Source organism: Streptomyces sp. NPDC028907, assembly GCF_055564995.1.
In genome coordinates this window covers 662,148-684,650 of sequence record NZ_JBVHVE010000002.1, presented here as the reverse complement: position 1 = coordinate 684,650, position 22,503 = coordinate 662,148, and the positions used below count along the sequence as shown (strand labels likewise).

At 69.7% G+C, this 22,503-nt stretch carries 25 protein-coding genes and 2 pseudogenes; 18 read left to right on the top strand and 9 right to left on the bottom strand.

What is annotated here, in order from left to right; translation table 11 throughout:
• Window positions 1-4: 4 nt before the first annotated feature.
• Window positions 5-301, bottom strand: a complete 297-nt coding sequence (gene gatC, locus ACZ4UU_RS07615) for an Asp-tRNA(Asn)/Glu-tRNA(Gln) amidotransferase subunit GatC (RefSeq protein ID WP_468037407.1) — start codon at window positions 299-301, stop codon at window positions 5-7.
• Window positions 302-425: 124 nt separating this feature from the next.
• Window positions 426-563, bottom strand: a pseudogene (locus ACZ4UU_RS07610) (DUF4267 domain-containing protein); the annotation flags it as partial.
• Here ACZ4UU_RS07610 and ACZ4UU_RS07605 point away from each other — a divergent pair.
• Window positions 555-986 (top strand): annotated as a pseudogene (locus ACZ4UU_RS07605) (TetR-like C-terminal domain-containing protein); the annotation flags it as partial. The pseudogenes ACZ4UU_RS07610 and ACZ4UU_RS07605 sit on opposite strands and share 9 nt — an antisense overlap.
• 42 nt (window positions 987-1,028) lie before the next feature.
• Here the strand turns inward: ACZ4UU_RS07605 and ACZ4UU_RS07600 are convergent.
• The 3 genes from ACZ4UU_RS07600 to ACZ4UU_RS07590 form a co-directional block, all read right to left on the bottom strand.
• A complete protein-coding gene (locus tag ACZ4UU_RS07600; RefSeq protein WP_468037405.1) occupies window positions 1,029-3,263 on the bottom strand; it encodes a putative bifunctional diguanylate cyclase/phosphodiesterase in 2,235 nt (744 codons plus the stop codon).
• Between the two features lie 272 nt (window positions 3,264-3,535).
• The gene (gene ligA, locus ACZ4UU_RS07595; protein WP_468037403.1) at window positions 3,536-5,731 is read right to left on the bottom strand and encodes an NAD-dependent DNA ligase LigA; all 2,196 of its coding nucleotides are present in this window, start codon (window positions 5,729-5,731) and stop codon (window positions 3,536-3,538) included.
• Between the two features lie 15 nt (window positions 5,732-5,746).
• Window positions 5,747-6,748: a methionine synthase gene (locus ACZ4UU_RS07590; protein WP_468037401.1), complete on the bottom strand. Its 1,002-nt coding sequence runs from the start codon at window positions 6,746-6,748 to the stop codon at window positions 5,747-5,749.
• A 305-nt stretch (window positions 6,749-7,053) separates the two neighbouring features.
• On the opposite strand from ACZ4UU_RS07590, the gene ACZ4UU_RS07585 reads away from it, so the two are divergent.
• From ACZ4UU_RS07585 to ACZ4UU_RS07565, 5 genes are all read left to right on the top strand, one after another.
• Complete coding sequence (locus ACZ4UU_RS07585; RefSeq protein WP_468037891.1) at window positions 7,054-7,791, top strand: LmeA family phospholipid-binding protein; 738 nt, start codon at window positions 7,054-7,056, stop codon at window positions 7,789-7,791.
• A gap of 223 nt (window positions 7,792-8,014) precedes the next feature.
• Window positions 8,015-8,119: a putative leader peptide gene (locus tag ACZ4UU_RS07580; RefSeq protein ID WP_370260121.1), complete on the top strand. Its 105-nt coding sequence runs from the start codon at window positions 8,015-8,017 to the stop codon at window positions 8,117-8,119.
• Between the two features lie 127 nt (window positions 8,120-8,246).
• Window positions 8,247-9,086 (top strand): sulfurtransferase, encoded by an 840-nt coding sequence (locus ACZ4UU_RS07575; RefSeq protein WP_468037398.1) that lies wholly within the window; start codon window positions 8,247-8,249, stop codon window positions 9,084-9,086.
• Window positions 9,087-9,146: 60 nt separating this feature from the next.
• Complete coding sequence (locus ACZ4UU_RS07570) at window positions 9,147-9,434, top strand: DUF1416 domain-containing protein (protein ID WP_003991226.1); 288 nt, start codon at window positions 9,147-9,149, stop codon at window positions 9,432-9,434.
• An 88-nt stretch (window positions 9,435-9,522) separates the two neighbouring features.
• Window positions 9,523-9,783, top strand: coding sequence for a DUF3099 domain-containing protein (locus ACZ4UU_RS07565; protein ID WP_468037396.1), 261 nt, complete (start codon window positions 9,523-9,525; stop codon window positions 9,781-9,783).
• A gap of 27 nt (window positions 9,784-9,810) precedes the next feature.
• On the opposite strand, the gene ACZ4UU_RS07560 is transcribed toward ACZ4UU_RS07565, so the two are convergent.
• Window positions 9,811-10,173: a DsrE family protein gene (locus ACZ4UU_RS07560; protein WP_468037394.1), complete on the bottom strand. Its 363-nt coding sequence runs from the start codon at window positions 10,171-10,173 to the stop codon at window positions 9,811-9,813.
• A 103-nt stretch (window positions 10,174-10,276) separates the two neighbouring features.
• Here ACZ4UU_RS07560 and ACZ4UU_RS07555 point away from each other — a divergent pair, with 103 nt between their 5' ends.
• The 6 genes from ACZ4UU_RS07555 to ygfZ all read left to right on the top strand — a co-directional run bounded on the left by ACZ4UU_RS07555 (window position 10,277) and on the right by ygfZ (window position 15,001).
• Window positions 10,277-11,074, top strand: a complete 798-nt coding sequence (locus ACZ4UU_RS07555; protein WP_468037392.1) for a hypothetical protein — start codon at window positions 10,277-10,279, stop codon at window positions 11,072-11,074.
• Window positions 11,071-11,868: a hypothetical protein gene (locus ACZ4UU_RS07550; RefSeq protein ID WP_468037390.1), complete on the top strand. Its 798-nt coding sequence runs from the start codon at window positions 11,071-11,073 to the stop codon at window positions 11,866-11,868. The genes ACZ4UU_RS07555 and ACZ4UU_RS07550 overlap by 4 nt, the downstream gene beginning before the upstream one ends.
• A complete protein-coding gene (locus ACZ4UU_RS07545; RefSeq protein WP_468037388.1) occupies window positions 11,865-12,734 on the top strand; it encodes a hypothetical protein in 870 nt (289 codons plus the stop codon). Before ACZ4UU_RS07550 ends, ACZ4UU_RS07545 begins: the two co-directional genes overlap by 4 nt.
• 228 nt (window positions 12,735-12,962) lie before the next feature.
• Window positions 12,963-13,538 carry a heme-binding beta-barrel domain-containing protein gene (locus ACZ4UU_RS07540; RefSeq protein ID WP_468037386.1) on the top strand — a complete coding sequence of 192 codons (576 nt, stop codon included), beginning with the start codon at window positions 12,963-12,965 and terminating at the stop codon, window positions 13,536-13,538.
• A gap of 49 nt (window positions 13,539-13,587) precedes the next feature.
• Window positions 13,588-14,025, top strand: coding sequence for a Fur family transcriptional regulator (locus ACZ4UU_RS07535; RefSeq protein WP_030052152.1), 438 nt, complete (start codon window positions 13,588-13,590; stop codon window positions 14,023-14,025).
• Window positions 14,026-14,035: 10 nt separating this feature from the next.
• Window positions 14,036-15,001 carry a CAF17-like 4Fe-4S cluster assembly/insertion protein YgfZ gene (ygfZ, locus tag ACZ4UU_RS07530; protein ID WP_468037384.1) on the top strand — a complete coding sequence of 322 codons (966 nt, stop codon included), beginning with the start codon at window positions 14,036-14,038 and terminating at the stop codon, window positions 14,999-15,001.
• Between the two features lie 26 nt (window positions 15,002-15,027).
• On the opposite strand, the gene dtd is transcribed toward ygfZ, so the two are convergent.
• Entirely contained in the window at window positions 15,028-15,453 is a 426-nt protein-coding gene (gene dtd / locus ACZ4UU_RS07525) for a D-aminoacyl-tRNA deacylase (protein ID WP_468037382.1), read from the bottom strand.
• Window positions 15,454-15,636: 183 nt separating this feature from the next.
• On the opposite strand from dtd, the gene ACZ4UU_RS07520 reads away from it, so the two are divergent.
• Both ACZ4UU_RS07520 and ACZ4UU_RS07515 read left to right on the top strand, forming a co-directional pair.
• Window positions 15,637-16,260 carry an RsiG family protein gene (locus ACZ4UU_RS07520; protein ID WP_468037380.1) on the top strand — a complete coding sequence of 208 codons (624 nt, stop codon included), beginning with the start codon at window positions 15,637-15,639 and terminating at the stop codon, window positions 16,258-16,260.
• Window positions 16,261-16,469: 209 nt separating this feature from the next.
• The gene (locus tag ACZ4UU_RS07515; RefSeq protein ID WP_468037378.1) at window positions 16,470-17,762 is read left to right on the top strand and encodes a GNAT family N-acetyltransferase; all 1,293 of its coding nucleotides are present in this window, start codon (window positions 16,470-16,472) and stop codon (window positions 17,760-17,762) included.
• A 193-nt stretch (window positions 17,763-17,955) separates the two neighbouring features.
• Here the strand turns inward: ACZ4UU_RS07515 and ACZ4UU_RS07510 are convergent, their stop codons facing one another.
• Window positions 17,956-18,135, bottom strand: a complete 180-nt coding sequence (locus ACZ4UU_RS07510) for a hypothetical protein (protein WP_468037376.1) — start codon at window positions 18,133-18,135, stop codon at window positions 17,956-17,958.
• A gap of 176 nt (window positions 18,136-18,311) precedes the next feature.
• On the opposite strand from ACZ4UU_RS07510, the gene ACZ4UU_RS07505 reads away from it, so the two are divergent.
• Window positions 18,312-19,235 (top strand): winged helix-turn-helix domain-containing protein, encoded by a 924-nt coding sequence (locus ACZ4UU_RS07505; RefSeq protein ID WP_468037374.1) that lies wholly within the window; start codon window positions 18,312-18,314, stop codon window positions 19,233-19,235.
• A gap of 35 nt (window positions 19,236-19,270) precedes the next feature.
• Here ACZ4UU_RS07505 and ACZ4UU_RS07500 read toward each other — a convergent pair whose 3' ends face one another.
• Window positions 19,271-19,459, bottom strand: a complete 189-nt coding sequence (locus tag ACZ4UU_RS07500; RefSeq protein ID WP_468037372.1) for a hypothetical protein — start codon at window positions 19,457-19,459, stop codon at window positions 19,271-19,273.
• A gap of 186 nt (window positions 19,460-19,645) precedes the next feature.
• Between ACZ4UU_RS07500 and ACZ4UU_RS07495 the strand changes: the two genes are divergently transcribed.
• The 3 genes from ACZ4UU_RS07495 (at window position 19,646) to ACZ4UU_RS07485 (ending at window position 22,483) form a co-directional block, all read left to right on the top strand.
• Complete coding sequence (locus ACZ4UU_RS07495) at window positions 19,646-20,527, top strand: winged helix-turn-helix domain-containing protein (RefSeq protein ID WP_468037370.1); 882 nt, start codon at window positions 19,646-19,648, stop codon at window positions 20,525-20,527.
• A gap of 17 nt (window positions 20,528-20,544) precedes the next feature.
• Window positions 20,545-21,414 carry a GntR family transcriptional regulator gene (locus ACZ4UU_RS07490; RefSeq protein ID WP_468037368.1) on the top strand — a complete coding sequence of 290 codons (870 nt, stop codon included), beginning with the start codon at window positions 20,545-20,547 and terminating at the stop codon, window positions 21,412-21,414.
• Between the two features lie 199 nt (window positions 21,415-21,613).
• Window positions 21,614-22,483, top strand: a complete 870-nt coding sequence (locus ACZ4UU_RS07485) for a winged helix-turn-helix domain-containing protein (RefSeq protein WP_468037366.1) — start codon at window positions 21,614-21,616, stop codon at window positions 22,481-22,483.
• Window positions 22,484-22,503 lie beyond the last annotated feature (20 nt).

The window sequence follows — 22,503 nt, the reverse complement described above, 5'->3', positions numbered from 1 at the left end:
CTTCTTAGTCCTCCCCCAGGATCTGCGGCACCTTGAAACGCTGCTGCTCCTGGGCCGGGGCGCCGGAGAGCGCCTGCTCGGGGGTGAGCGAGGGACGGACCTCGTCCTCGCGCATGACGTTCGTCAGCGGGAGCGGGTGCGAGGTCGGCGGTACGTCTTGGTCGGCGACCTCACTGACGCGTGCGACCGCGCCGATGATGTCGTCCAGCTGTCCCGCGAAGTGCTCGAGCTCTTCGGGCTTCAGCTCCAGACGCGCCAGCCGGGCGAGGTGGGCGACCTCCTCGCGCGTGATGCCAGGCATGCAGCGATCCTCTGGGTGAGAGTTTGTGGTTCGGGGCTGGGGCTAGTCGTCCCAATCCTATGGGGCGGGGAGCGATGCCCGTGAAACGGTTTCCCCGGCCCCGTTCGCGGACCCGGTCCCGGCCTCAGACGAGGAAGAGCAGGACGGCACTGATGAGTACGACGACCGCCGTGGCGAAGTGAATGCCGAAGGCGACGGCCTTCGTACCGCCGTGCCGCAGCACTGTCAGCGTGTCGGAGAGCGGCACGATCGCCACGGCGACTTCAAGGGCAAGACCGCGATCATGGCGGCGGTCGCGGTGCAGGGCTGCGCCGAGATGGCCGTCGAGTTGCGTACGGCCCGGACGGCGGCGAAGGGCAGAGAGGGGGCGCTCGCGGCGGTGGGCGAGGCGTACACGGCGTTCGCACGACGCCGACCGGCCCTGTACGACGCGATGTTCACGCTCCGCGTGGACCTGCCGTTCGCCACGCCCGAGGCCCCGGCCCCCCTCCAGGAGGCCTTCGCCGAACTGCTGGCGGCGGTGGAGCCGATCGCCGCCGAGGGGGAAGACCCGGCTCTGCTCACGGAGACGTACTGGGCCGCCCTGCACGGCCTGGTGACCCTGATGCGCAGCGGCCGGCTACCGGAGCGGGCGCATCAGCAGCGACTGGAGCTGCTGACGCGGCACTTCACGGCGGGGGCGTAGCGGCGGGGGTGTGACGGACGGGGTGCCGGCCGTCGACGGACGTCACTCGGCGGCGGGCAGCGCTGCGCGCGGCCGCTGCCAGCCCCGGGAGCCGCGGGCGCGCAACCACGCCGTCGTCTCCTCCGGCGGCATCGCCGCCGCGACCAGCCAACCCTGTACGGCGTCACAGCGCAGGTCCCGCAGGCGCTCCCAGGTCTCGTCGTCCTCGACGCCCTCGGCGACCACGAGCAGGCCCAGGGAGTGCGCCAGGTCCACGGTGCAGCGCACGATCTCAGCGTCCTCGTTGTCCACCGCGAGCCGCGCCACGAACGAGCGGTCGATCTTCAGCTCGCTCACGGGCAGACGTCTGAGGTGCACGAGGGAGGAGTACCCGGTGCCGAAGTCGTCCAGGGACATCTTCACGCCGTGGCCGGTCAGCCCGGCGAGCGTGTCGGCGGCGCGCTGCGGGTCCTCCAGCAGGACGTGTTCCGTTATCTCCAGTTGGAGTGCTCCCGCCGGGACGCCGTGCCGGGCGAGCCGCGCGGCGACGGAGCCGGCGAATCCGGGGGTGTGGACGTCACGGGGAGAGACGTTGACCGCGACCGGCACGTACAGCCCCTGGGCACGCCACCGCGCCACCTGCCCGAGCGCCGTCTCCAGCACGTACTCCGTCAGCTGCGGCATCAGCCCCGACGACTCGGCGATCGCTATGAACTCGTCCGGCGGCACCTTCCCGCGCTCCGGATGCACCCAGCGGACCAGGGCCTCCAGGCCTGCGACCTGGCCGTCGAAGCGGACCTTCGGCTGGTAGTGCAGCTCGACCTCGTGCGCGTCCAGGGCACGGCGCAGATCCCCCAGCAGACCCAGCCGGTCCGGGGTGTTGGAGTCCCGCTTCGACTCGTAGACCTCTACGCCGGTGCGGTCCCGCTTCGCCTGGTACATCGCCACGTCCGCGCGCCGCAGCATCCCCTCGGCGTCGAGGGCGTGGTCGGGGAAGACGGCGACGCCCGCGCTGGCCTCCAGGACCAGGGTGAGGCCGTCGAGGTCGAGCGGGGAGCTGAGGGCGGCGACCAGGCTGCGGGCCACCCGGGTCGCGGACGTCGTGGAGTCGGCGACCGGCAGTAAGACGGCGAACTCGTCGCCGCCGAGCCGCGCGGCCTCCGCTCCGCGTGGCAGGGCGAGGCGCAGCCGATCGGCTATCTGCAACAGCAACCGGTCTCCGGCGAGATGACCGAGCGTGTCGTTGACCGATCGGAAACGGTCGAGGTCGATCAGCATCAGGGCGGACCGGGCGCCGATGCGCTCGGCGTCGTCGAGCGCGGTCCAGATCCGTTCCAGCAGCCACTGCCGGTTGGGCAGTCCGGTCAGCGGGTCGCGCAGCTGCTCCTCCGCGCGCGCCCGGGCGATCCACAGGGTGGAGTCGAGGGCGATGAGCGGGATGGCGAACAGCGGCAGCAGCAGGGGCTTGGCGAGGGCGACCACACACACCAGCGGTGCGATGCCGAGCAGCGCGACCGCGACCAGGCCCTGCCGGACCAGGGCGGTGCGGGCGACGGTGGGCAGACCGGCGCGCGGGGCGTTCAGATACCAGAGCAGGACCCGGGTGACCGCGAGATAGGCGGCTGCTACGAGCACCACGCCGGGTGCGGTGTAGAGCGTCCAGGTGTCCGGGTCCCAGGGGGTCTCGACGGTCGGCACCCGGCCGAAGGCGGCCAGCACCAGGGCGCCGGCGGCGATGCCGAGGATGTCCACCGCGCCGTGCAGCACGCCCTGCCGCCAGCGGCCCCGGCGGGCGATGCCGACCAGCACGACCACGGTGAGGCTGACCATGCCCGCGGGGACCCAGCCGTACAGCATCAGCACGGCGAGGGTGAGGGCGGCGCCGGAGCCGGTGCCGCCCCACCAGCGGGCGCGGCCGAGCGCGACGAGGTGGCCGACGATGATGCCGGTCAGCACGGCCAGGGACCAGCCGACGGTGCCGGACGGGAAGAGCGCGTGGTCGTCGGTGAACGCCCGGTAGAACCCGGCGCCGAGGACGAACCCGGCCGCCGCGACGACCGCCGCGGGCAGCGCCGGCCAGGACAGGTGCCGTTCGTGGTCGGAGTCGGGCGGCGCGGTGGTGTGCTCGGCGTCGAGCCGCACGGCGGTGTGGCCGTCCGCCGCGGTGCGCTGTCCGGCGCCGCCCGCCGCGTCTCTTTCCAAGCGCGAACGCTCCGCGCTTCGCGCCGCCCACCCCCGCCACGCGCCGGCCATCCGGCGCAGCCGTGAGTCGGGGGCGGCGCTCTCGGTCGGTTCCATTCCCGTCCCTCTCACAGCCGGCGGTGCCCACGCCACGCGGCCCGATGCCCGACAACAACCTTCAACGGCACCGCGTTGGAAAACCCTTCCCCCGGCCCTTCAAGGCTCGTGAAGAGCAAGGGGATGCCCCAACCGCAGCTGGGCACGGCAGGCGCACATCTCAACAGTAGGCCGCAGAAGGCTTCCACGGGCAGCGGTCGTCGACGGTTGCCCGAATGCGCCCCAGGCACCCGTATGCATCTGGTATGCGCCGATCAGGGGGCCTTCAACCGCTACTCCTCCGGGGAGAGGGCAACTTCGGCCGCCGCGTCCGGTCCCTGTTCCAGCAGAACGGTGAAGCCGTCCTCGTTCAGAACAGGCACCTTGAGCTGCATGGCCTTGTCGTACTTGGAACCCGGGCTGTCACCCACCACCACAAAAGATGTCTTCTTCGAAACGGAGCCGGTCACTTTCGCTCCGCGACTCTGCAACGCCTCCTTGGCGCCGTCGCGGGTGAACTGCTCCAGCGTGCCGGTGACGACGACGGTAAGCCCTTCCAGCGGACGCGGGCCTTCGTCCTCGCCCGTCGACTGCTCCTCCAGCGGGACCCCGGCCGCCTTCCATTTCCGGACGATCTCGCGGTGCCAGTCCTCGGCGAACCACTCCTTGAGCGCGGCGGCGATGATGGGCCCGACGCCGTCGGTCGCCGCCAGCTCCTCCTCGGTGGCCTGTTCGATGCGGTCCACCGAGCGGAACTCGCGCGCGAGGGCCTGCGCCGCCACCGGCCCGACATGCCGGATGGACAACCCGTTGAGGAAGCGGGCGAGCGGGCGCTGCTTGGCCGCCTCGATGTGCTCCAGCAGGGCCAGGGTGTTCTTCTTCGGTTCACCCTTCTGGTTGGCGAAGACCGTGACAACCTTCTCCTCGCCCGTCTTGGGGTCCCGCTTGGGCAGACCGCTGTCCTGGTCGAGGACATAGGCCTTGATGGGCAGCAGCTTCTCCACCGTCAGGTCGAACAGGTCGCCCTCGTCGACCAGCGGCGGATCGGCCGGCTCCAGCGGCCGGGTGAGCGCGGCGGCGGCCACGTCACCGAAGTGCTCGATGTCCAGGCACTCGCGGCCCGCGAGATAGGAGACCCGCTCCCGCAACTGGGCCGGACAGGTACGGGCGTTGGGGCAGCGGAGGTCGATGTCGCCCTCCTTCATGGGCCTGAGCGCCGTACCGCACTCGGGGCACTCGCTCGGCATCACGAACTCCCGCTCACTGCCGTCGCGCAGGTCGACGACCGGTCCGAGGATCTCCGGGATGACGTCCCCGGCCTTGCGGATGACCACGGTGTCGCCGATGAGCACGCCCTTGGCCTTGACGACCTCCTGGTTGTGCAGCGTCGCGAACTCCACCTCGCTGCCGGCCACCGTGACCGGCTCGACCTGGGCGTACGGCGTGACGCGGCCGGTGCGGCCGACGCCGACCTTGATGTCGACGAGCCTGGTGTTGACCTCTTCCGGCGCGTACTTGTAGGCGATCGCCCAGCGCGGAGCACGCGCGGTGGAGCCGAGGCGGCCCTGGAGACGGATCTCGTCGAGCTTGACGACGACTCCGTCGATCTCGTGCTCCACGGAGTGGCGGTTCTCGCCGTAGTGGGCGATGAACTCCCGTACGCCACCGAGGTCGTCGACCACGCGGTTGTGCCGCGAGGTGGGCAGACCCCAGGTCTTGAGGAGGTCGTAGGCCTGGGAGAGCCGGGTCATGCCCGTGAAGCCCTCCAGGGCGCCGATGCCGTGGACGACCATGTGCAGCGGGCGGGTGGCGGTGACGCGCGGGTCCTTCTGGCGCAGCGAACCGGCGGCGGCGTTACGGGGGTTGGCGAAGGGCTTGTCGCCCGCCGCGACCAGGCGCTCGTTGAGCTCCAGGAACTTCTCCATCGGGAAGTAGACCTCACCGCGGATCTCCACCAGGTCGGGGACCTCGTCACCCTGGAGACGGTCCGGGATCTCCGCGATGGTGCGGACGTTCGGGGTGATGTCCTCGCCCGTGCGGCCGTCGCCCCGGGTGGCCGCGCGCACGAGGCGGCCGTTCTCGTAGGTGAGGTTGACGGCGAGGCCGTCCACCTTCAGTTCGCACAGGAAGTGGTACTCCTGCTCGCCCAGCTCCCGGGCGATGCGGTCGACCCAGGCGGCGAGTTCGTCGTCGTTGAAGGTGTTGTCGAGCGACAGCATCCGCTGGCGGTGCTCGACCGCCGTGAACTCCGTCTCGTAGGACCCCGCGACCTTCTGGGTCGGCGAGTCCGGTGTACGCAGCTCCGGGTGCTTCTCCTCCAACGCCTCCAGCGTCTTCAGCAACTTGTCGAAGTCCGCGTCGCTGATGACGGGCGCGTCCTTCACGTAGTACCGGAAGCGGTGCTCCTCGACCTGCTCCGCCAGCTGCGCGTGCTCGTCGCGGGCCTCGGCGGGCACCGCCGTCGTCTCCGCCTGCTTGTCGCCGGCCACCGTATCGTCCTCCCGTTACTCTGGGTTGTCCGCGAGGGATCTCGCCGCCTGGACACAATGGGCGAGTGCCCTGCGCGCGTAATCCGGGGACGCCCCCGCGAGTCCGCACGACGGCGTGATGGTGACCGCCTCCGCGAGAAGCCCCGGTGCCAGCCCCAACCTGCGCCACAGCGTCCTGACACCCATGACGCTACCGGCAGGGTCTGACAATCGGCCGTCCGTGCCCGGGACGACACCGGCGAAGAGCCGCGTCCCGGCTTCCACCGCCTCGCCGATCGCGTCGTCGTCACGCTCGGTGAGGAGGGAGAAGTCGAAGGAGATCGCCGCCGCGCCCGCCCGGCGCAGCAGAGCGAACGGGACGTCCGGCGCGCACGAGTGCACCACGACGGGGCCGTCGCCGTGAACCCCGACGACGTCACGCAGGCCCGCCTCGACGATCTGCCGGTCCACGGCGCGGTGGGTGCGGTAGCCGCTGGCCGACTTGATCTGCCCGCGGAGTACGGCGACGAGGGAGGGTTCGTCGAGCTGGAGGACGAGCTGTGCGCCGGGGACTCGGCGGTGGACCTCCGCCAGGTGCAGGCGCAGGCCCTCGGCGAGGGAGGCGGTGAGGTCGCGGCAGGCGCCCGGGTCGGAGAGGACCACCTCGCCGTTCCTCAACTCCAGTGCCGCCGCCAGGGTCCAGGGACCGACTGCCTGGATCTTCAGCAGCCCCTCGTATCCCTGGGTGAACTCCTCCAGCGCGTCGAGGTCCTCGCCCAGCCAGGACCGGGCGCGCCTGGTGTCCCGGCCCGGGCGGTCCCCGATGCGCCAGCCGCTGGGCTCCACGCGTGCGTACAGCTCAACGAGCAGTCCCGCGGTGCGGCCGATCATGTCCGCGCCGGGGCCGCGGGCGGGGAGCTCGGGGAGGTGGGGGAAGTCCTCGAAGGAGCCGGTGACGGTCTTGGCTGCCTCGCGGGCGTCGGCGCCGGGCATGGAGCCGATGGCGGTGGCCGCGCCGAAGCGAATGTCTGCGTTCACGTGAGCACCCTATGTTTTCGCCCCCGCCGCCCCTACCCGTCCCGTCCCTGGGGGCTGCGCCCCCAGACCCCCGCTCTCGGCCCTTCGGGCCTCGTCCTCAAACGCCGGACGGGCTGAAGTACTCAGCCCCTCCGGCGTTTGAGGAGCGGGGTCTGGGGCGGAGCCCCAGAAGGATGGGACGGGTAGGGGCGGCGGGGGCGAGAGAAGTCCCGCTGTCACAGGTGATCGACAATCCGCCGGGTCAAGCCTTCCGCAGAGTTACGCTCGTCGTCGTTGACGACTCCGAGGTGGGGGAACACCACAACATGCGAGCCCTGCGGATACTGCTGATAACCGTCGTGATCCTGGGTGGCCTCTTCGTGCTGGCCGACCGGCTCGCCGTGGGGTTCGCCGAGGACGAGGCGGCCGGGAAGCTGCAGACCTCTGAGAACCTGGCCGCCGCACCGGACGTGTCCATCAAGGGCTTTCCGTTCCTGACGCAGGTGGCGAGCGGTTCGCTGGACGACGTCGAGGTCGGGATCAAGGACTACGAGGCGGCCACCGGCACCGACGGCAAGACGATCCGGATCGACGACCTCACGGCGAACATGAAGGGCGTCGAGTTCTCCGGCGACTACAGCTCCGCCACCGCGGCCACCGCAACCGGCACCGCGTCCATCACCTACGCCGAGCTGCTGAAGACCGCCAAGTCCGAGCCCACCGAGGTCGCGCCCGGTGTCACCGCCAGCGTCATCGGACTGTCGGACGGCGGCAACGGCAAGATCAAGGTCGCCGTAGAGGCCACCGTCCTCGGCACCAAGCTCCCGAACCCGGTCTACGTCCTCAGCTCGGTCACCACCGAGGGCGACACCGTGAAGGTGCACGCCGACACCCTGCCCAGCTTCGGCGGCGCCGACATCGCCGAAGACCGGGCCCGTGCCATCACCGACTTCGAGCAGAAGATCGACGGTCTGCCAGGCGGCATCCAGCTCGACAAGGTCCAGGCGGCGAAGAACGGCGTCGAGATCACGGTGAAGGGTTCGAACGTCCGCCTCGCCGGGTAGTACGGCTGCGACCGCCAAGGGCCGCCTCCTGTGCCCCGGCTCCCGCGCCCGGCTCCAGTGCCCGACCGACTGTGTCCAATTGGCGAGACGGCGCCGTCCGCAGCGTAGATGTGACCGCCGCTACACCCGCCCGGAACCCGTGCGGGACCGGACTCGACGCCCTCTCCATCCCGTATCGCGGACAATCTCGTCTCAGCATGCGACACGCCGGTGACACGCCCGCATGTCCGTCCCTACGATCGAGCCCATGAAGCGACAGGCGGATCTCACGAAGCGGCGGGCAGTAGACCTCTGCCGCGTTGCCGCCATGCTCTGTCGCCCCTTCTGAGCGGAAGCTCCGACTTCTGCGTTTCCCCGCTGCCCTGACCAGGGCACAGGTGCGTCGTCTCGGCCCGAGCACGCACCACCCTCGCACTCGCACGCCCCGCCGCAACTGCCCCGGAGGAGAGAAGAGCATGAGCCGCAGCGACGTCCTCGTCGACGCCGACTGGGTCCAGGAGAACCTGGACAACCCCAGCATCGCGATCGTGGAGGTGGACGAGGACACGTCCGCCTACGAGAAGAACCACATCAGGAACGCGATCCGTATCGACTGGACCAAGGACCTCCAGGACCCGGTCCGCCGTGACTTCGTCGACCAGGCGGGCTTCGAGAAGCTCCTGTCGGCCAAGGGCATCGCCAACGACACCCTGGTGATCCTCTACGGCGGCAACAACAACTGGTTCGCGTCGTACGCCTACTGGTACTTCAAGCTCTACGGCCACGAGAACGTCAAGCTTCTCGACGGCGGCCGCAAGAAGTGGGAGCTGGACGCCCGCGAGCTGGTCGAGGAGGTCCCGGAGCGCCCCGAGACCACCTACAAGGCCAAGCCGCAGAACACGGCCATCCGCGCCTTCCGTGACGACGTCGTCGCCGCGATCGGCTCGCAGAACCTGGTCGACGTCCGTTCGCCCGACGAGTTCAGCGGCAAGCTGCTCGCCCCGGCCCACCTCCCGCAGGAACAGTCGCAGCGTCCGGGCCACGTCCCGTCCGCGCGCAACATCCCGTGGTCGAAGAACGCCAACGACGACGGCACCTTCAAGTCGGACGACGAGCTCAAGGAGCTCTACGCCGAGGAGCAGGTCGACCTGGCGAAGGACACCATCGCCTACTGCCGTATCGGCGAGCGCTCCGCGCTGACCTGGTTCGTCCTGCACGAGCTGCTCGGTGTCGAGAACGTCAAGAACTACGACGGCTCCTGGACCGAGTACGGCTCGCTCGTCGGCGTTCCGATCGAGCTCGGCGCCAACAAGTAAGCAAACCTCTTCCATCCCGACCGGCCTTCGTTTCCGGTCAGACCCCTCTTGGAGAAAGACATGTGTGGAGCGAAGGCCGGCGGCCCCGACGCCTCGACGATCAAGCCCGGTGAGACCACGATCCAGGGCCAGGTGACGAAGGACGGCGAGCCCGTGGTCGGTTACGTCCGACTGCTGGACTCGACCGGCGAGTTCACCGCGGAGGTCCCCACCTCCGCCACGGGCCAGTTCCGCTTCTACGCGGCCGAGGGCACCTGGACCGTACGCGCGCTGGTCCCCGGCGCCACCGCCGACCGCACGGTCGTCGCCCAGCAGGGCGGCCTGGCCGAGGTCGCGATCGCGGTCTGAGACGCACCTGATCGGTCGAAGGGCCGTACCCCGCGGGTTGGACGCCCGGGGTACGGCCCTTCGGTCTGTGCGGACCTACTCTGGACGTATGTACGCACGGCGACGCCACATCTACTTCGCCATGATGGGGACGTGCATCACGCTCTTCGTCCTGGCCTGGGGCGTGGTACGCCTCTGGTCGGTGCCGGCGGCCGTGGGCATGTGTGTGGTCGCCATGGTCATCCCGCCGCTGGCCGCGATGGTCGCCAACCGGCGGGGGCCGGAGGACCGCTGGTGGGACGACCCCTCCGGTGACCCACAGTCCGACGAGTGGTGGGACGAGCTGGACGGCAAGAAGCGGCCACAGTAGGTGTGCGGCTCCGGTACCCCTGATGTCTCAGTAGACGAGCGCCTGCGTCTCGTCCCCCAGCGCCTCCTGCACGAACACCTGCGCACCCGCGATCCGTACGCCCTCGATGACGTCCTTCTCCGTGATGTCCCGGCGGGCCGCGCACTGGGTGCACAGGGTGAGGCGGCCGCTCGCGAGGATCGCGTCGATCAGGTCGGGGAGCGGGGCCGCGTGGGGGAGCTCGAACTCGGCGGCGCGGCCCGGCAGGGCGAACCACGCGGACTCGCCGGTCAGCCATACGGAGACGTCGACTCCGCTGGCCACGGCCACCGCCGCGACCGTGAACGCCTGTGAGCAGCGTTCGGGGGCATCGGCCCCCGCCGTCACCTTGATCACCAGCTTCTTCGCCATGGCCGAATCGTAATCAACTCCCTTACAACCTGAAGCGTTGGCCATGGGTCTCCTGTGCGCGCGCATACGGAATGCGCACTTCACGTTCCGTGGGGGAGACGTCTTGGACGTACCTGAAGAGTTGGATGTGCCTGAAGGGGTGGGGGAGGCAGCGCCCGGCCCGCTGCCCCAGTCGGAGCCCGAGCCCCGGCCCAGGCCTCGGCCGCGTGGGCGTACGGCGCTGCTGATCGCCGGAGCCGTCGTGCTCGGGCTCGTCGCCGGGACCTGCGCCGGTTACCTGGTGCAGGCCGAACGCCAGCCCACGAAGCTGCCGCCCCTGTCCCAGCCCGTGGTCGAGCGGGCCAAGGGCGTGGCCGAGCCGCTGTCCGCCGCCGAGGACCGCCGGGTGAGGACCGCCGGTGATCTGCGCGAGCTGCTGCTCCAGCGGCCCAAGGGCGCGCGGGATCCCCTGATCCCGGCAGGCAGCGACGGCTGGTTGGACCTCGCCGACTATGCGGGTGGCTACGAGGAGCCGGGCGAGATGTTCAGTGACCTCGTCGACGACGAGTTCCGCCGGGCCGCCGTCACGGGCTGGCGGGTGGGCACCACCCACAACGTCGAGATCGAGCTGGCGCAGTTCCGCCAGGAGGAGGCCCTGGCGGCCGGCACCCATGCCGAGACCGCGTACTACTGGGCCGAGGAGAAGACCGACACCCGCAGCTGGCCCGTCCCCGGCACGGGTGACGGCATGGCGTACGTGCACGACACCCCGGAGCGGAACGCCGGCTACCTCCCGGTGTACTCGGCCGAGGCCCACGCCTGGCGCGGCGACATCGTGATGCACGTCTGGGTCTTCGACACCAAGCCGATCTCCAAGGAGAAGATCATGGATCTCGCCGAGCGGCAGATGGAGCGGCTGTGACCGAGACACCTGAGAGCCCCCAGCCCTCCGAGCGGAAGCGGCCGCGCCCCTCGCGTCTCGCCGCCCTCGCCGGGACCGTCCTGCTGGTCGGTGCCGTCGTCGCCGGTGCCGGCTACACCGTGGTCACCGTCCAGAACGCCGACCGCGATCCGGGCCGCCCGACCTGGAAGTTCTCCGAGCCGTCCGCGGCCGCCGGCAAGGCGGCACAGGCGGCGGAGGCGGTCCCGGGGCTGCGCGGGCTGCTGCTGCCGTACGGGGAGAACAGCTACACCCGCGGCCCCGATCTCGGAGAGTTCGGCTCCGACGCCGAGCTCAGCGGCCGTCAGGCCACCGCCCTGCGCAAGGAGTCGCTCAAGGACCTCCCCCGCACCCAGCGCCGGCAGCTGGAGAAGGAGATCGACAAGCAGAGCGTCAAGGGCATGGTGATGCGCAGCTACTTCTACGCGACCCGCCGTGCGATCAACTTCGGCGAGGCGTTCTCCGTCAGCGTCGCCATCGCGCGGATGGAGAGCCGTGCCGCCGCACGGGACATCGCGACGTCCCAGAACGAGTTCTTCTCCGACCTCGGCGTCTTCCGCAAGGGGCCGAAGATCGAGGGCCACAAGAACGCCAAGTGCTTCCTGACGCCCAAGGGCGAGGACCAGCAGCTCGACCGGGTGTTCTGCGCGGCCTACTCGGGAGACGTCCTGATCAGCTTCACGGCTGCGGGCAGCCGACCGGTCGACATGGCCGGCATCGGGGTGTTCGTCACCCGACAGCTCGACCGCATCGACGAACCGGGGAAGGCCGTATGACCGAGCAGCAGCACACGACGACGGCGCCCTCGACCGACACACCGCCGCAGCCGGACGGCGATCCGGTCGCTCCCCCCGTTCCCCCCGTTCCCCCGGCAAAGAAGGACCGCCGTGTCCTGCGCGCCGCCCTGCGTTGGACCGCGGCCGTCGTCGTCTTCGCCGCCGTCGGTGCCTCCACCGCGTACGGCATCACGCGCATGGAACGTACGGAGGTGCCCGGTCTCGCGACCGAGACGGACGGACGCTGGACGTACCCGGAGATCACCAGGCCACCGCTGCCCGCCGGCAGCCCGGAGCCGTTCGCCGAGGAGAACCCGGCCTCCCTCCACCACGCTGACCTGCGCGAGCTGCTGCTGCCGGCGCCCACGGGGGCCGAGGCGGACAAGAAGCTGAGCGGGCGCGACGGCTGGCTGGCGACGAAGGACTTCCTGGCGGCGTACGAACAGGAGGAGGACCGGGACGACCTCCGCCAGCTGCTCACGGACCATGCCCTGCGGCACATCGCGGCCCGCGGCTGGACCACGCCGGACGGTACGCACACCCGGATCTACCTGCTGCAGTTCGAGACCGGTCAGGTGGCCGACGTGCTCCAGCAGGACCACCTCACCAACTTCGACTCGCCCACCTACGCCCTGCGCGGCGCCGACCAGGTGCACACGGACGAGGACTTCTCCACCGACGCCGAGGTGGTCGAGGTACGGCACTACGCCTACGTCGAGGCCAAGCCCTACGGCGCCGAGCAGGTCCGGCAGGCGTACCTCGTCTCGGGTGACGTCCTGGGGCTGGTCGTGCAGTCCCGCGAGGGCGGTGCCGCGGCCGTCCCCTTCCAGCAGACGGTGGTGCTCCAGAGCCAGCTGCTCGGCTGAGCCCGCGAGGGCGCACCTCACACAGAGGGCCCGGCCCCGGCCGCGTAAGCTGGGGCCCGGCCCTGTGTACCCAAAGCATTCCCCGCGCTCAATCGAGGAGCACCCCGTGGAGATCTTCTTCGAAGCCCTGCTGGTCCTGGTCTGCGTCGGCGTTCTCGCCTTCGCCGGGCTGACCGTGAAGAAGCTGTACCAGGGCCAGCGCTGACCCACACCTAGGAACTTCCCCTCATGATCGAGATCCCGTCCGACCTCCACAAGGACCTCGTCCCCCTCGCCTTCCTGCTCGGCAACTGGGCGGGCGCGGGCGTACACGACTTCCCCGGCTCCGAGAAGTGCAACTTCGGGCAGGAGGTCGCCTTCACGCACGACGGCCGGGACTTCCTGGAGTACCGCTCGCACACCTGGGTGCTGGACAACGACGGCAACAAGGTGAGGCCCCTGGAATCCGAGCACGGCTTCTGGCGCATCGACGCCGACCGCAAGGTCGAGGTCACGATGGTCCGCCACGACGGCGTCGTCGAGGTCTGGTACGGCGAGCTCGCCGCCAAGAAGCCCCAGATCGACCTGGTCACGGACGCGGTGGCCCGCACGGCCGCCTCCGGGCCCTACACCGGCGGCAAGCGCCTGTACGGCTACGTCAAGAGCGACCTGATGTGGGTCGGCGAGAAGCAGACCCCCGAGGTCGAGCTGCGCCCCTACATGTCGGCGCACCTGAAGAAGGTCGTCACCCCGGAGGAGGTCGAGCGCTGGGCCAAGGCCCTGCCCGACGACATGCCGGACGACGGCATCGCCTTCTTCAAGTAGGCGGGCTCGTTCCGTAGGCATTCCTTCGAGTGGCTCTAGACTTTCCGGTGTGGTGAGCACCGACTGGAAGAGCGACCTCAGGCAGCGCGGCTACCGGCTGACGCCGCAGCGTCAGCTTGTCCTCGAAGCCGTGGACACCCTTGAGCACGCGACCCCCGACGACATCCTCGTGGAAGTGAGGAAGACGGCGTCGGGGGTCAACATCTCCACCGTGTACCGGACCCTGGAGCTCCTTGAGGAACTCGGGCTGGTCAGCCACGCCCACCTCGGGCACGGTGCGCCGACGTATCACCTCGCCGACCGCCACCACCACCTCCACCTGGTCTGCCGGGACTGCGAGAGCGTCATCGAGGCGGACGTCCAGGTGGCCGCCGAGTTCACCGCCAAGCTGAGCCGGACCTTCGGCTTCGAGACCGACATGAAGCACTTCGCGATCTTCGGCCGCTGCAAGGACTGCTCCCTGAAGAGTTCAACTACCGAGTCGTAGGCTTAGGCATATGAAGAGCCCCCTGCTGACCCTGCCCGGCGCTGTACCCGCCGAGGGCGTGGACGAAGGCGTCGCCGCGCACTACGGCGATCTGTTCCGCGAGCAGCGCGCGCTCGCCGACGGCTCCGGTTTCGTCGACCTCTCGCACCGCGGAGTCGTCGCCGTCACCGGCCAGGACCGGCTGAGCTGGCTGCATCTGCTGCTCACCCAGCACGTCAGCGACCTCCCGGTGGGCCAGGCCACCGAGGCGCTGATCCTCTCCGCGAACGGACACATCGAGCACGCGCTGTATCTCGTCGACGACGGCACGACGGTCTGGGCCCATGTCGAGCCCGGCACCCAGGACGCGCTGATCGCGTACCTGGAGTCGATGAAGTTCTTCTACCAGGTCGAAGTCGCCGACCGGACCGCCGAGTTCGCGGTCGTCCATCTGCCCGCCGGGTCCATCGCCGAGGTCCCCGAGGGCGCCGTCGTACGCGAGACGGCGTACGGCCGTGATCTGTTCCTCCCGCGCGCCGACCTGGAGTCGTACGCCGAGAAGGCGGGCCCGGCGGCCGGCATCCTCGCCCACGAGGCACTGCGCGTCGAGCACCACCGCCCGCGCCTCGGCTTCGAGACCGACCACCGCACCATCCCGCACGAGCTGGGCTGGATCGGCACCGCGGTGCACCTGCAGAAGGGCTGCTACCGAGGCCAGGAGACGGTCGCCCGGGTCCAGAACCTCGGCAAGCCGCCGCGCCGCCTGGTCTTCCTGCACCTGGACGGCAGCGAGGTCCACCTGCCCGCTCACGGCACGGAGCTCCGTCCGGCCGACGAGGGCCCCGACGGCCGGAAGATCGGCTTCATCACCACGTCGGTACGCCACCACGAGCTGGGCCCGGTCGCGCTGGCGCTGGTCAAGCGGAACGTGCCGGTGGACGCGAGGCTCCTGGCCGGAGAGACGGCGGCCGCGCAGGAAGTGGTCGTCGAGCCGTAGCCGGGCGACCGGGGCCGCGTAGTGGCCTAGATCTCCAGGAGCACGGTGAACGGACCGTCGTTCGTCAGGCCCACCCGCATCTTGGCACCGAACCGGCCCGTCGCCACCGTCGCGCCCAGGGCGCGGAGCCGGGCGACGACCTCGTCGACGAGCGGCTCGGCGACATCGCCGGGCGCGGCGGCGTTCCAGGTGGGCCGGCGTCCCTTGCGGGCGTCGCCGTAGAGGGTGAACTGGCTGATGACGAGGAGCGGGGCGTCGATGTCGCTGCACGACTTCTCGTCGTTCAGCATGCGGATCGACCAGAGCTTGCGGGCGAGTTGGGCCGCCTTCTCCTTGGTGTCCTCGTGCGTGACTCCGACGAGCACGCACAGCCCTTCGCCCACGATCTCGCCGACGGTCTCGTCGTCCACGACGACACTCGCGCCGTCCACCCTCTGCACCACAGCTCGCATGCGGCCATCATGCCGGGTGCGGGGAGAGCCGCAGGTAAAGGGGCCTACGCGGGGCTTCTTTGGGGGACTGTTTTTTGATCCTTAAGCCCCCATCTGGGGCTGTTCGTGGGCACTCGGTCACATAGGGGCCACTTGGGATGGCACCATGCTTCCACACGCCGGTCGAGGGGACGGTAGAGGCATATGAGCACACCGAGTACCGGGCAGCCTCCTGGGGCTGTCGTGTTGAGCCACGCGGGCCAGCCTGCCGGGCTGAGGCCGCCCACACAGCGCACCGCCGACGATCCGGGCCCGGGGGCGGATCCACGGCTGCCCGCCGATCCGCCCGAGCCCGATCTGACCGTGCTCAGTCTTCCCGAACTGCGCACCCTGCGGCGGGACGCGCAGCGGGACGAGGCGGACCTGAGTTATGTACGTCGGCTGCTGCAAGGGCGGATCGACATCCTGCGGGCGGAACTCGCGCGGCGCTCTCCCGCGGGCGCCGCGTCCGTCGTGGAGCGCCTCTCGGAGATCCTCACCGACGCCCCGGCCCGCCACCGCTCCTCCGCCCGCCACGTCACGCTGGGCACCCCGCAGAGCGAGGAGTACCGGCTGCTGGCGGCCGAGATGCTGGCGGAGGTCGAACTGTCGGACCTGGAGGCACGGACGGACGTCGAGCTGAACGCCGCGATGGCGAGGCTCGTGGGGTACGAGCAGCAGGTGTCCCGACGCCGACAGCGGTTGCAGCGGACGGCGGACGAGTGCGGGGCGGAGATCACGCGGCGGTACCGGGACGGTGAGGCTGTGGTGGACGACCTGCTGACCTAGGGGGTGTCGCGCAGTTCCCCGCGCTCTTTCAGGTCCTTCAGCCCGTCCGGCGTTTGAGGACGAGGCCCTCGGGTCGATGGCGGGGCCTGGGGCGGCAGCCCCAGTGGGGTGGAAGGGGCGGAGCCCCTTCGAGGGATGGGACGGGTAGGGGCGGCGGGGGCGGGAAAAATTGGGAGCACTCCCGGTGCCCGCGCCCCTACCGTGACTCCATGAGCCGTCCCGCACCCGACACAGGCACAGAGGTCCGCCCCATCACCGAGGCCGACATCCCCGACTGGACCAGGGCCCTGAACACCGGCTTCCTCCGCAACCCCGACGTCTCCGAGACGGAGATCGCCGACCGCAGCTCGTACATCGTCCCGTCCCGCACCCTCGGCGCCTTCGACAACGGCCGCTGCGTCGCCACCTTCCGCTCCTTCGCGCAGGAGATCACCGCGGTCGGCGGCACCCCCGTCCCGGCCGACGCCATATCGAACGTCACCGTCACCCCCACCCACCGCCGCCGAGGCATCCTGACCCGCATGATGGCCCACGACCTCACCGCCGCGAAGGACCGCGGCGACGTCGTGGCCACCCTGATCGCCGCCGAGTATCCGATCTACGGCCGCTACGGCTTCGGCCCCGCCACCTGGACCACCCAGTGGACGGTCGACGTCCCCCGCACCGGCCTCGACCCGAGATGGGCCGGCCCCGAGGACGGCGGCCGTATCGACCTCGTGGACGGCGCGGACGTACGCAAGCTCGGCCCGGAGCTGTACGAGCGGGTGCGCGGGGCGCAGCCGGGCGCCGTCGACCGGGACGAGCGGTGGTGGCAGGTCAGCACCGGGGCGCTGCGCCTGGACAGGACCCCGTGGACCGAGCCCTTCTTCGCCGTGTACCGCTCGGCGGGCGGCGAGGTCCAGGGGCTGGTGTCGTACCAGGCTGACGACCACTGGGGCGACGGCAAGCAGCCGTTGAACACGGCGTCCGTGAACTGGCTGATCGCGGCGACCCCGGACGCGGAGCGCGCGTTGTGGCGCTACCTGTGCTCGATCGACTGGATCACCACGGTGAAGAGCGGCTGGCGGGCCCCCGACGACCTGCTGCCCTTCTACCTGCCCGATCCGCGGGCGGCCAGGGTCACGACCCAGGCGGACTGGCTGTGGGTGCGGGTCCTGGACGTCGTACGGGCCCTGGAGGCGCGGACGTACGAGGGGCAGGGGGCGCTGGTGCTCGACGTCGTGGACGGGGACGACGGCCACGGGAGCGGCGGCGGGGGCGGGTTCACGGGCGGGCGGTTCCGGCTGGAGGCGTCCGCGGACGGCGCCTCGTGCACCCCGACCACGGCCACCGCCGAACTCACCCTGGACATCGCGGACCTGGGCCGTCTCTGGCTCGGCGACGAGTCCGCGGTGCGGCTCGCCGCGCTGGGCCGGGTGCGGGAAGAGCGAGCGGGCGCCGCCCTGGTGGCCGACGCCCTGCTGCGTACATCCAGGCGGCCTTGGTGCCCGGACGTCTTCTGAACCTCCGTTTCGCCGGCGACAGGACTGCTCATCCGTAGCGAGCTGTGCGGTTGTGGTTGTTGTTCTGCTTGCTCTTTTTCAGTTGTGGCTGTGCGCATCGATGTTCGGTTGTCGATGTGGAGTTGTGGCTGTGCTGACCGACCGGGCTCCCGGCTCCCCTCCGGAAGGGAGCCCGGTCAGCCGAAACTGGTACCTACTGGGCCAGCAGCATGACGAGGATCACCGCGCCGATGCCGCTGATCATGGTGTTCCTTGCCTTGAGGCCGATGGACAGGGCCAGGAAGGCGATGATGCCCATCGGCCCGTACTTCCACTGGACGAGCTGCTCGAATCCGATGGCGAGTGCGGCGACGGCGAGATAGATCAGCGGCATGCCGTCCTCCTTCGGGGACGATGGTCGACAGAACCGACTCTGGTGGCCAACCCCTCAGGAAGTTTGACCATGTTGCCTAAGTTGGCGACCAACTTCACTTTACTTATGTCCACTTGGAAGCGTCTCATAACCATCTACCTTTGAACTGCCACAAGATGGCGGGAAGTTGTAGTGTTTTGGTTGTGGACCCGGAACACGCCTCCGTCAATGGACGGAAGAGGACACAGCGGCCACAGAAGACACACCTAGAGGTGGCCGACGAGCTGCGCACGCGGATCAGGTCCGGCGTGCTGCGGGCGGGGCAGCGCATGCCCACACAGGCCAAGCTGGCCGACGAGTTCGGCGTCGAGCGCGGTGCCGTACGGCAGGCGCTGCGCATCCTGCAGTCGGAGCATCTGCTCACCAACGTCTCCAAGGGCAGCCCCGCCACCGTGGCCCCGCTGCGGGGCACGGCGGCCGGCCTGGTCCCGACCGGCCCCGGCGCCCCGCCGATGCCGACCACCGCGGCCCTGGCTCCGCGTATCGCGGCCGCGTTCGCGGCGCCCCATGTCGAGGTCGACGCCCTGTGCCTCACGTCGGTCTCCCTGACCCTCGCCATCGGCGAACCGCTGCGCCGGATCCACGCCGGGGAGCTGAAACCGGCCAAGGTCGACGTCCGCGTCCTGCTGCCGTCGCGGGACATCGACCTGGCCTTCCCGACCCCGGTGGACGCCCCGGACGAGCAGGGCCGGCTGCAACGCCGCTGGCTGGCCCATCGCAACGCGCAGGGGCAGGTGCTGCGGCACAACCTGCTGGCCCTGCGCTCCTCGCACGGCATCGACGTGAACGTGACGTTCCGCGCCCTGCCCTTCACGCCGCCGGTGAAGCTCTACCTCCTCAACGGCGTGGAGGCGCTCTTCGCGTACTACACGGTCACGCGCCGCGAGGAGGAGGTCGATCACGAGCAGCTGGAGATGTACGACGCCGAGGGCACCCGGTCGATGCTGTTCGCCTTCGAGCAGGGTGCCGGGCTGCGTGACACGACGTTCGTCGAGCAGTCGCACATCTGGTTCAACGCGCTGTGGGAGACGATCAGCTCGGAGCTGGTGCTCACGACCTGACCTCTCCCACGGCGGCCGACCCGGGTACTCGCCGGTCACAGCGCCGGGCGGGTGACCAGGGCGGCGAGCACCACGGCCCCGATGGAGCTGAGGGCCGGGCTTCTGGCCTTGAGGCCGATGGTGAGCAGCAGTAGCCCGATGATGCCCATCGGGCCGTACTTCCACTGGACGAGTTGCTCGAAGCCGAGGATGAAGACTGCGGAGAGGAAGGTGATGGCAGGCACGGTCGTTCCCCCTTCTGGCTGCCGGACGGGACGGGCGTGGAGCGTCGGGGGTTGTGCGGAAAGAAGGCAAAGGTTCTGCCAACTTGATCGAGTTGGTTGCCAACTCTAATAAGGTTGTCCCCACTTGGTACCTAGTCATAAACAACCTTCGGACAACTCCCCGTAGATGGATGGGAGTTGTAGCGTTTGGTCGTGACCCAGGAGAGCGTGGCAGTGAACGGCAGCAGGAGACCCTCGCCCCAGGAGATCGCCGACATCCTGCGGGAACGTATCCGCAGCGGCGAGCTCAGGGCCGGGGACCGCCTGCCCACCCAGGCCGAGCTCGCCGAGGAGTTCGGTGTGGAGCGCGGTGCCGTGCGCCAGGCCCTGCGGGCACTCCAGGACGACGGACTCCTCAGCAATGTGAGCAAGGGCAGCCCGCCGCGGATCGCCGAGTCGACGCCCACCCGGGAGGAGCCGCAGCCGACGATGGTGGCGCTGGCCCCCAGGCTGGCGGAGGCGTTCGCCGCGCCGCGGGTGCGCATCGACGCGGTCTGTCTCACCGCCGAGACCCTGATGCTGGCCCTGAGCGAACCCCTCCGCCTGATCCACGAGGGCCGGGTGGGCCCCGAGTCGATCGAGGCCCGGATCCTGCTGCCGTCACGGGAGATCAACCTCGCCTTCCCCATCTCGGTCGAGGGGCACAGCGACGACGATCCCGTCCACCAGGACTGGCTGGCCCGGCGCAACGCCCAGGGACAGGTCCTGCGTCACAACCTCCAGGCACTGCGCTACTCGCACGGGATCGACGTCCGTGTCGCCTTCCGGGCCCTGCCCTTCACGCCGCCGGTGAAGCTGTACCTCCTCAACGGCGTCGAGGCGCTGTTCTCCTACTACATGATCGGCCGGCGTGAGGGACCCTTGGAGTCCGGGCCCACGGACGTGTACGACGTGCTGGGCACCGAGTCGCTCCTCTTCTCCTTCGAGGAGGCGGCCGGCCGGCGTGACGTCGCGTTCGTGACGGAGTCCCAGAAGTGGTTCGACGCCCTGTGGGAAACCATCACCACAGACCTGAACCTGAACAGCTGACCCAGGAGAACGACGTAGTGGCCGGCAGCAACAAGGGGTTGCCCCAGGGCATCGCGGACACCCTGCGGGGCCGTATCCGCAGTGGCGAGCTCAAGAAGGGCGACAAACTGCCGACCCAGTCGCAGCTCGCCGCCGAGTTCGGTGTCGAACGCGGCACGGTGCGGCAGGCGCTGCGCATCCTCCAGCAGGACGGACTGCTCAGCAACACGGGCAAGGGCAGCCCGCCCCGGGTCTTCGAGGCGGCCCCCGAGCCCGACGGCCCCCAGCAGACGACAGCGATCCTGCACACCTGCCTGGAGCGGGCGTTCGAGAGCAGGAACGTGCTGGTCGACGTCGTCTGCTTCACCGCCGAGACCCTGATCCTGGCGCTCTCCGAACCGCTCCGGCTGATCCACCGGGGCCGGCTGCGCCCCGAATCGATCCAGCTCCGCTGTCTGGTGCCCGCCCGTGGCCTCGCCCTGGCCTTTCCGGTCCCGGTCGAGGAGGGGGACGCCTCGCGGGCGCAGGCCATCCACGAGGAGCTGATGAACCAGCGCGACAGCCAGTTGAAGGTCCTGCGCAGCACGCTGAAGAGGCTGACGAGGGAGGGCGAGAACAGGGTCGGCGACGTCCGCGTGACCTACAAGGAACTGCCCTTCACGCCGCCGGTGAAGCTGTACCTGCTCAACGGGGAGGAGGCGGTGTTCGGTTACTACCAGGTCGGTGAGCGGCCGCGGGACACCGCGGGCGGCGAGATCCAGACCTACGACGTGAGCGGTCACAAGGCGATGCTCTTCTCGTTCGCCGGCAGCAGGGGCGGCCGCGACGGCGCCTTCGTCGAGGAGTCGCTGAAATGGTTCGACGCGCTCTGGGAAACGATCGCAACTGATCTGACACTGTCCGAATGACACCTCGAAGGACAACCGGAGGGGACGCGGCAGCCGGCGGGCCGGGGTTTCCGCCTTCGCGTTCCTGGGGATGCAAGGATTGCCCTGCCAACTCGGCTAACTTGGGCCAACTGAAATCAAGTTGTCCCGACTTGGCCCCCAGTCATCTGCGTACTTCAGGCAACTCTCAGTAGTTGACGGGGAGTTGTAGCGTTCGGTTGTGACCCAGGAGAGCGTGGCCGTGAACGGCAGCAAGAGGCACTCGCCCCAGGAGATCGCCGAGGTCCTGCGGGAGCGGATCCGTCTCGGCGAGCTCAAGCCGGGTGACCGGCTGCCCACGCAGTCCGAGCTCGCCGAGGAGTTCGGTGTGGAGCGCGGTGCCGTGCGCCAGGCTCTGCGCGCCCTTCAGCAGGACGGTCTGCTCACCAACGTGAGCAGGGGAAGTCCGCCGAGGGTCGCCGGGGCGACGGCCGTGCGGGAGGGGCCGCAGCCGACGATGGTCGGATTGGCGCCCCGGCTCATGGCGGCGTTCTCGGCGTCGCACGTCCGTATCGACGCCGTCTGTCTCACGTCCGAGAGCCTGATGGTCGCCCTGGGGGAGTCCATCCGCCTGATCCACGAGGGCCGGGTGCGCCCCGAGTCGATCGAGGTCCGCATCCTGCTGCCGTCCCGGAAGATCAACCTCGCCTTCCCGGTCCCGGTCGAGAACGGCGAGGGCGACCTGGTCCACCAACGCTGGCTGGAGATGCGCAACGCCCAGGCACAGGTGCTGCGGCACAACCTGCTCGCCGTACGCTCCACGCACGGCATCGACGTCCATGTCACCTTCCGGGCACTGCCGTTCACGCCGCCGGTGAAGCTGTATCTGCTCAACGGTTCGGAGGCGCTGATCGGCTACTACGTCCTCACCGAGCGCCAGGAGGAGTACGAGAGCGCGATGCTGGACATGTACGACGCACTGGGCTCGAAGTCCGTGCTCTTCTCCTTCGAGGAGCAGGCCGGGGAGCGCGACGCCGCGTTCGTGGCGGAATCCCAGAAGTGGTTCGACGGCCTCTGGGAAACCATCACGACGGACATGACACTCTCCTAGTGACTTCTGATACGAAGCAG

Excerpts from the sequence above, each read along its gene's own strand:
- ACZ4UU_RS07565 (WP_468037396.1), top strand. The coding sequence starts at position 9,523 with ATGTACGCACGGCGACGCCACATCTACTTCGCCATGATGGGGACGTGC.
- ACZ4UU_RS07600 (WP_468037405.1), bottom strand. The coding sequence starts at position 3,263 with ATGGAACCGACCGAGAGCGCCGCCCCCGACTCACGGCTGCGCCGGATG.
- ACZ4UU_RS07545 (WP_468037388.1), top strand. The coding sequence starts at position 11,865 with ATGACCGAGCAGCAGCACACGACGACGGCGCCCTCGACCGACACACCG.
- ACZ4UU_RS07560 (WP_468037394.1), bottom strand. The coding sequence starts at position 10,173 with ATGGCGAAGAAGCTGGTGATCAAGGTGACGGCGGGGGCCGATGCCCCC.
- ACZ4UU_RS07570 (WP_003991226.1), top strand. The coding sequence starts at position 9,147 with ATGTGTGGAGCGAAGGCCGGCGGCCCCGACGCCTCGACGATCAAGCCC.
- dtd (WP_468037382.1), bottom strand. The coding sequence starts at position 15,453 with ATGCGAGCTGTGGTGCAGAGGGTGGACGGCGCGAGTGTCGTCGTGGAC.
- ygfZ (WP_468037384.1), top strand. The coding sequence starts at position 14,036 with ATGAAGAGCCCCCTGCTGACCCTGCCCGGCGCTGTACCCGCCGAGGGC.
- ACZ4UU_RS07540 (WP_468037386.1), top strand. The coding sequence starts at position 12,963 with ATGATCGAGATCCCGTCCGACCTCCACAAGGACCTCGTCCCCCTCGCC.
- ACZ4UU_RS07585 (WP_468037891.1), top strand. The coding sequence starts at position 7,054 with ATGCGAGCCCTGCGGATACTGCTGATAACCGTCGTGATCCTGGGTGGC.
- ACZ4UU_RS07510 (WP_468037376.1), bottom strand. The coding sequence starts at position 18,135 with ATGCCGCTGATCTATCTCGCCGTCGCCGCACTCGCCATCGGATTCGAG.
- ACZ4UU_RS07575 (WP_468037398.1), top strand. The coding sequence starts at position 8,247 with ATGAGCCGCAGCGACGTCCTCGTCGACGCCGACTGGGTCCAGGAGAAC.
- ACZ4UU_RS07515 (WP_468037378.1), top strand. The coding sequence starts at position 16,470 with ATGAGCCGTCCCGCACCCGACACAGGCACAGAGGTCCGCCCCATCACC.
- ACZ4UU_RS07520 (WP_468037380.1), top strand. The coding sequence starts at position 15,637 with ATGAGCACACCGAGTACCGGGCAGCCTCCTGGGGCTGTCGTGTTGAGC.
- gatC (WP_468037407.1), bottom strand. The coding sequence starts at position 301 with ATGCCTGGCATCACGCGCGAGGAGGTCGCCCACCTCGCCCGGCTGGCG.
- ACZ4UU_RS07580 (WP_370260121.1), top strand. The coding sequence starts at position 8,015 with ATGTCCGTCCCTACGATCGAGCCCATGAAGCGACAGGCGGATCTCACG.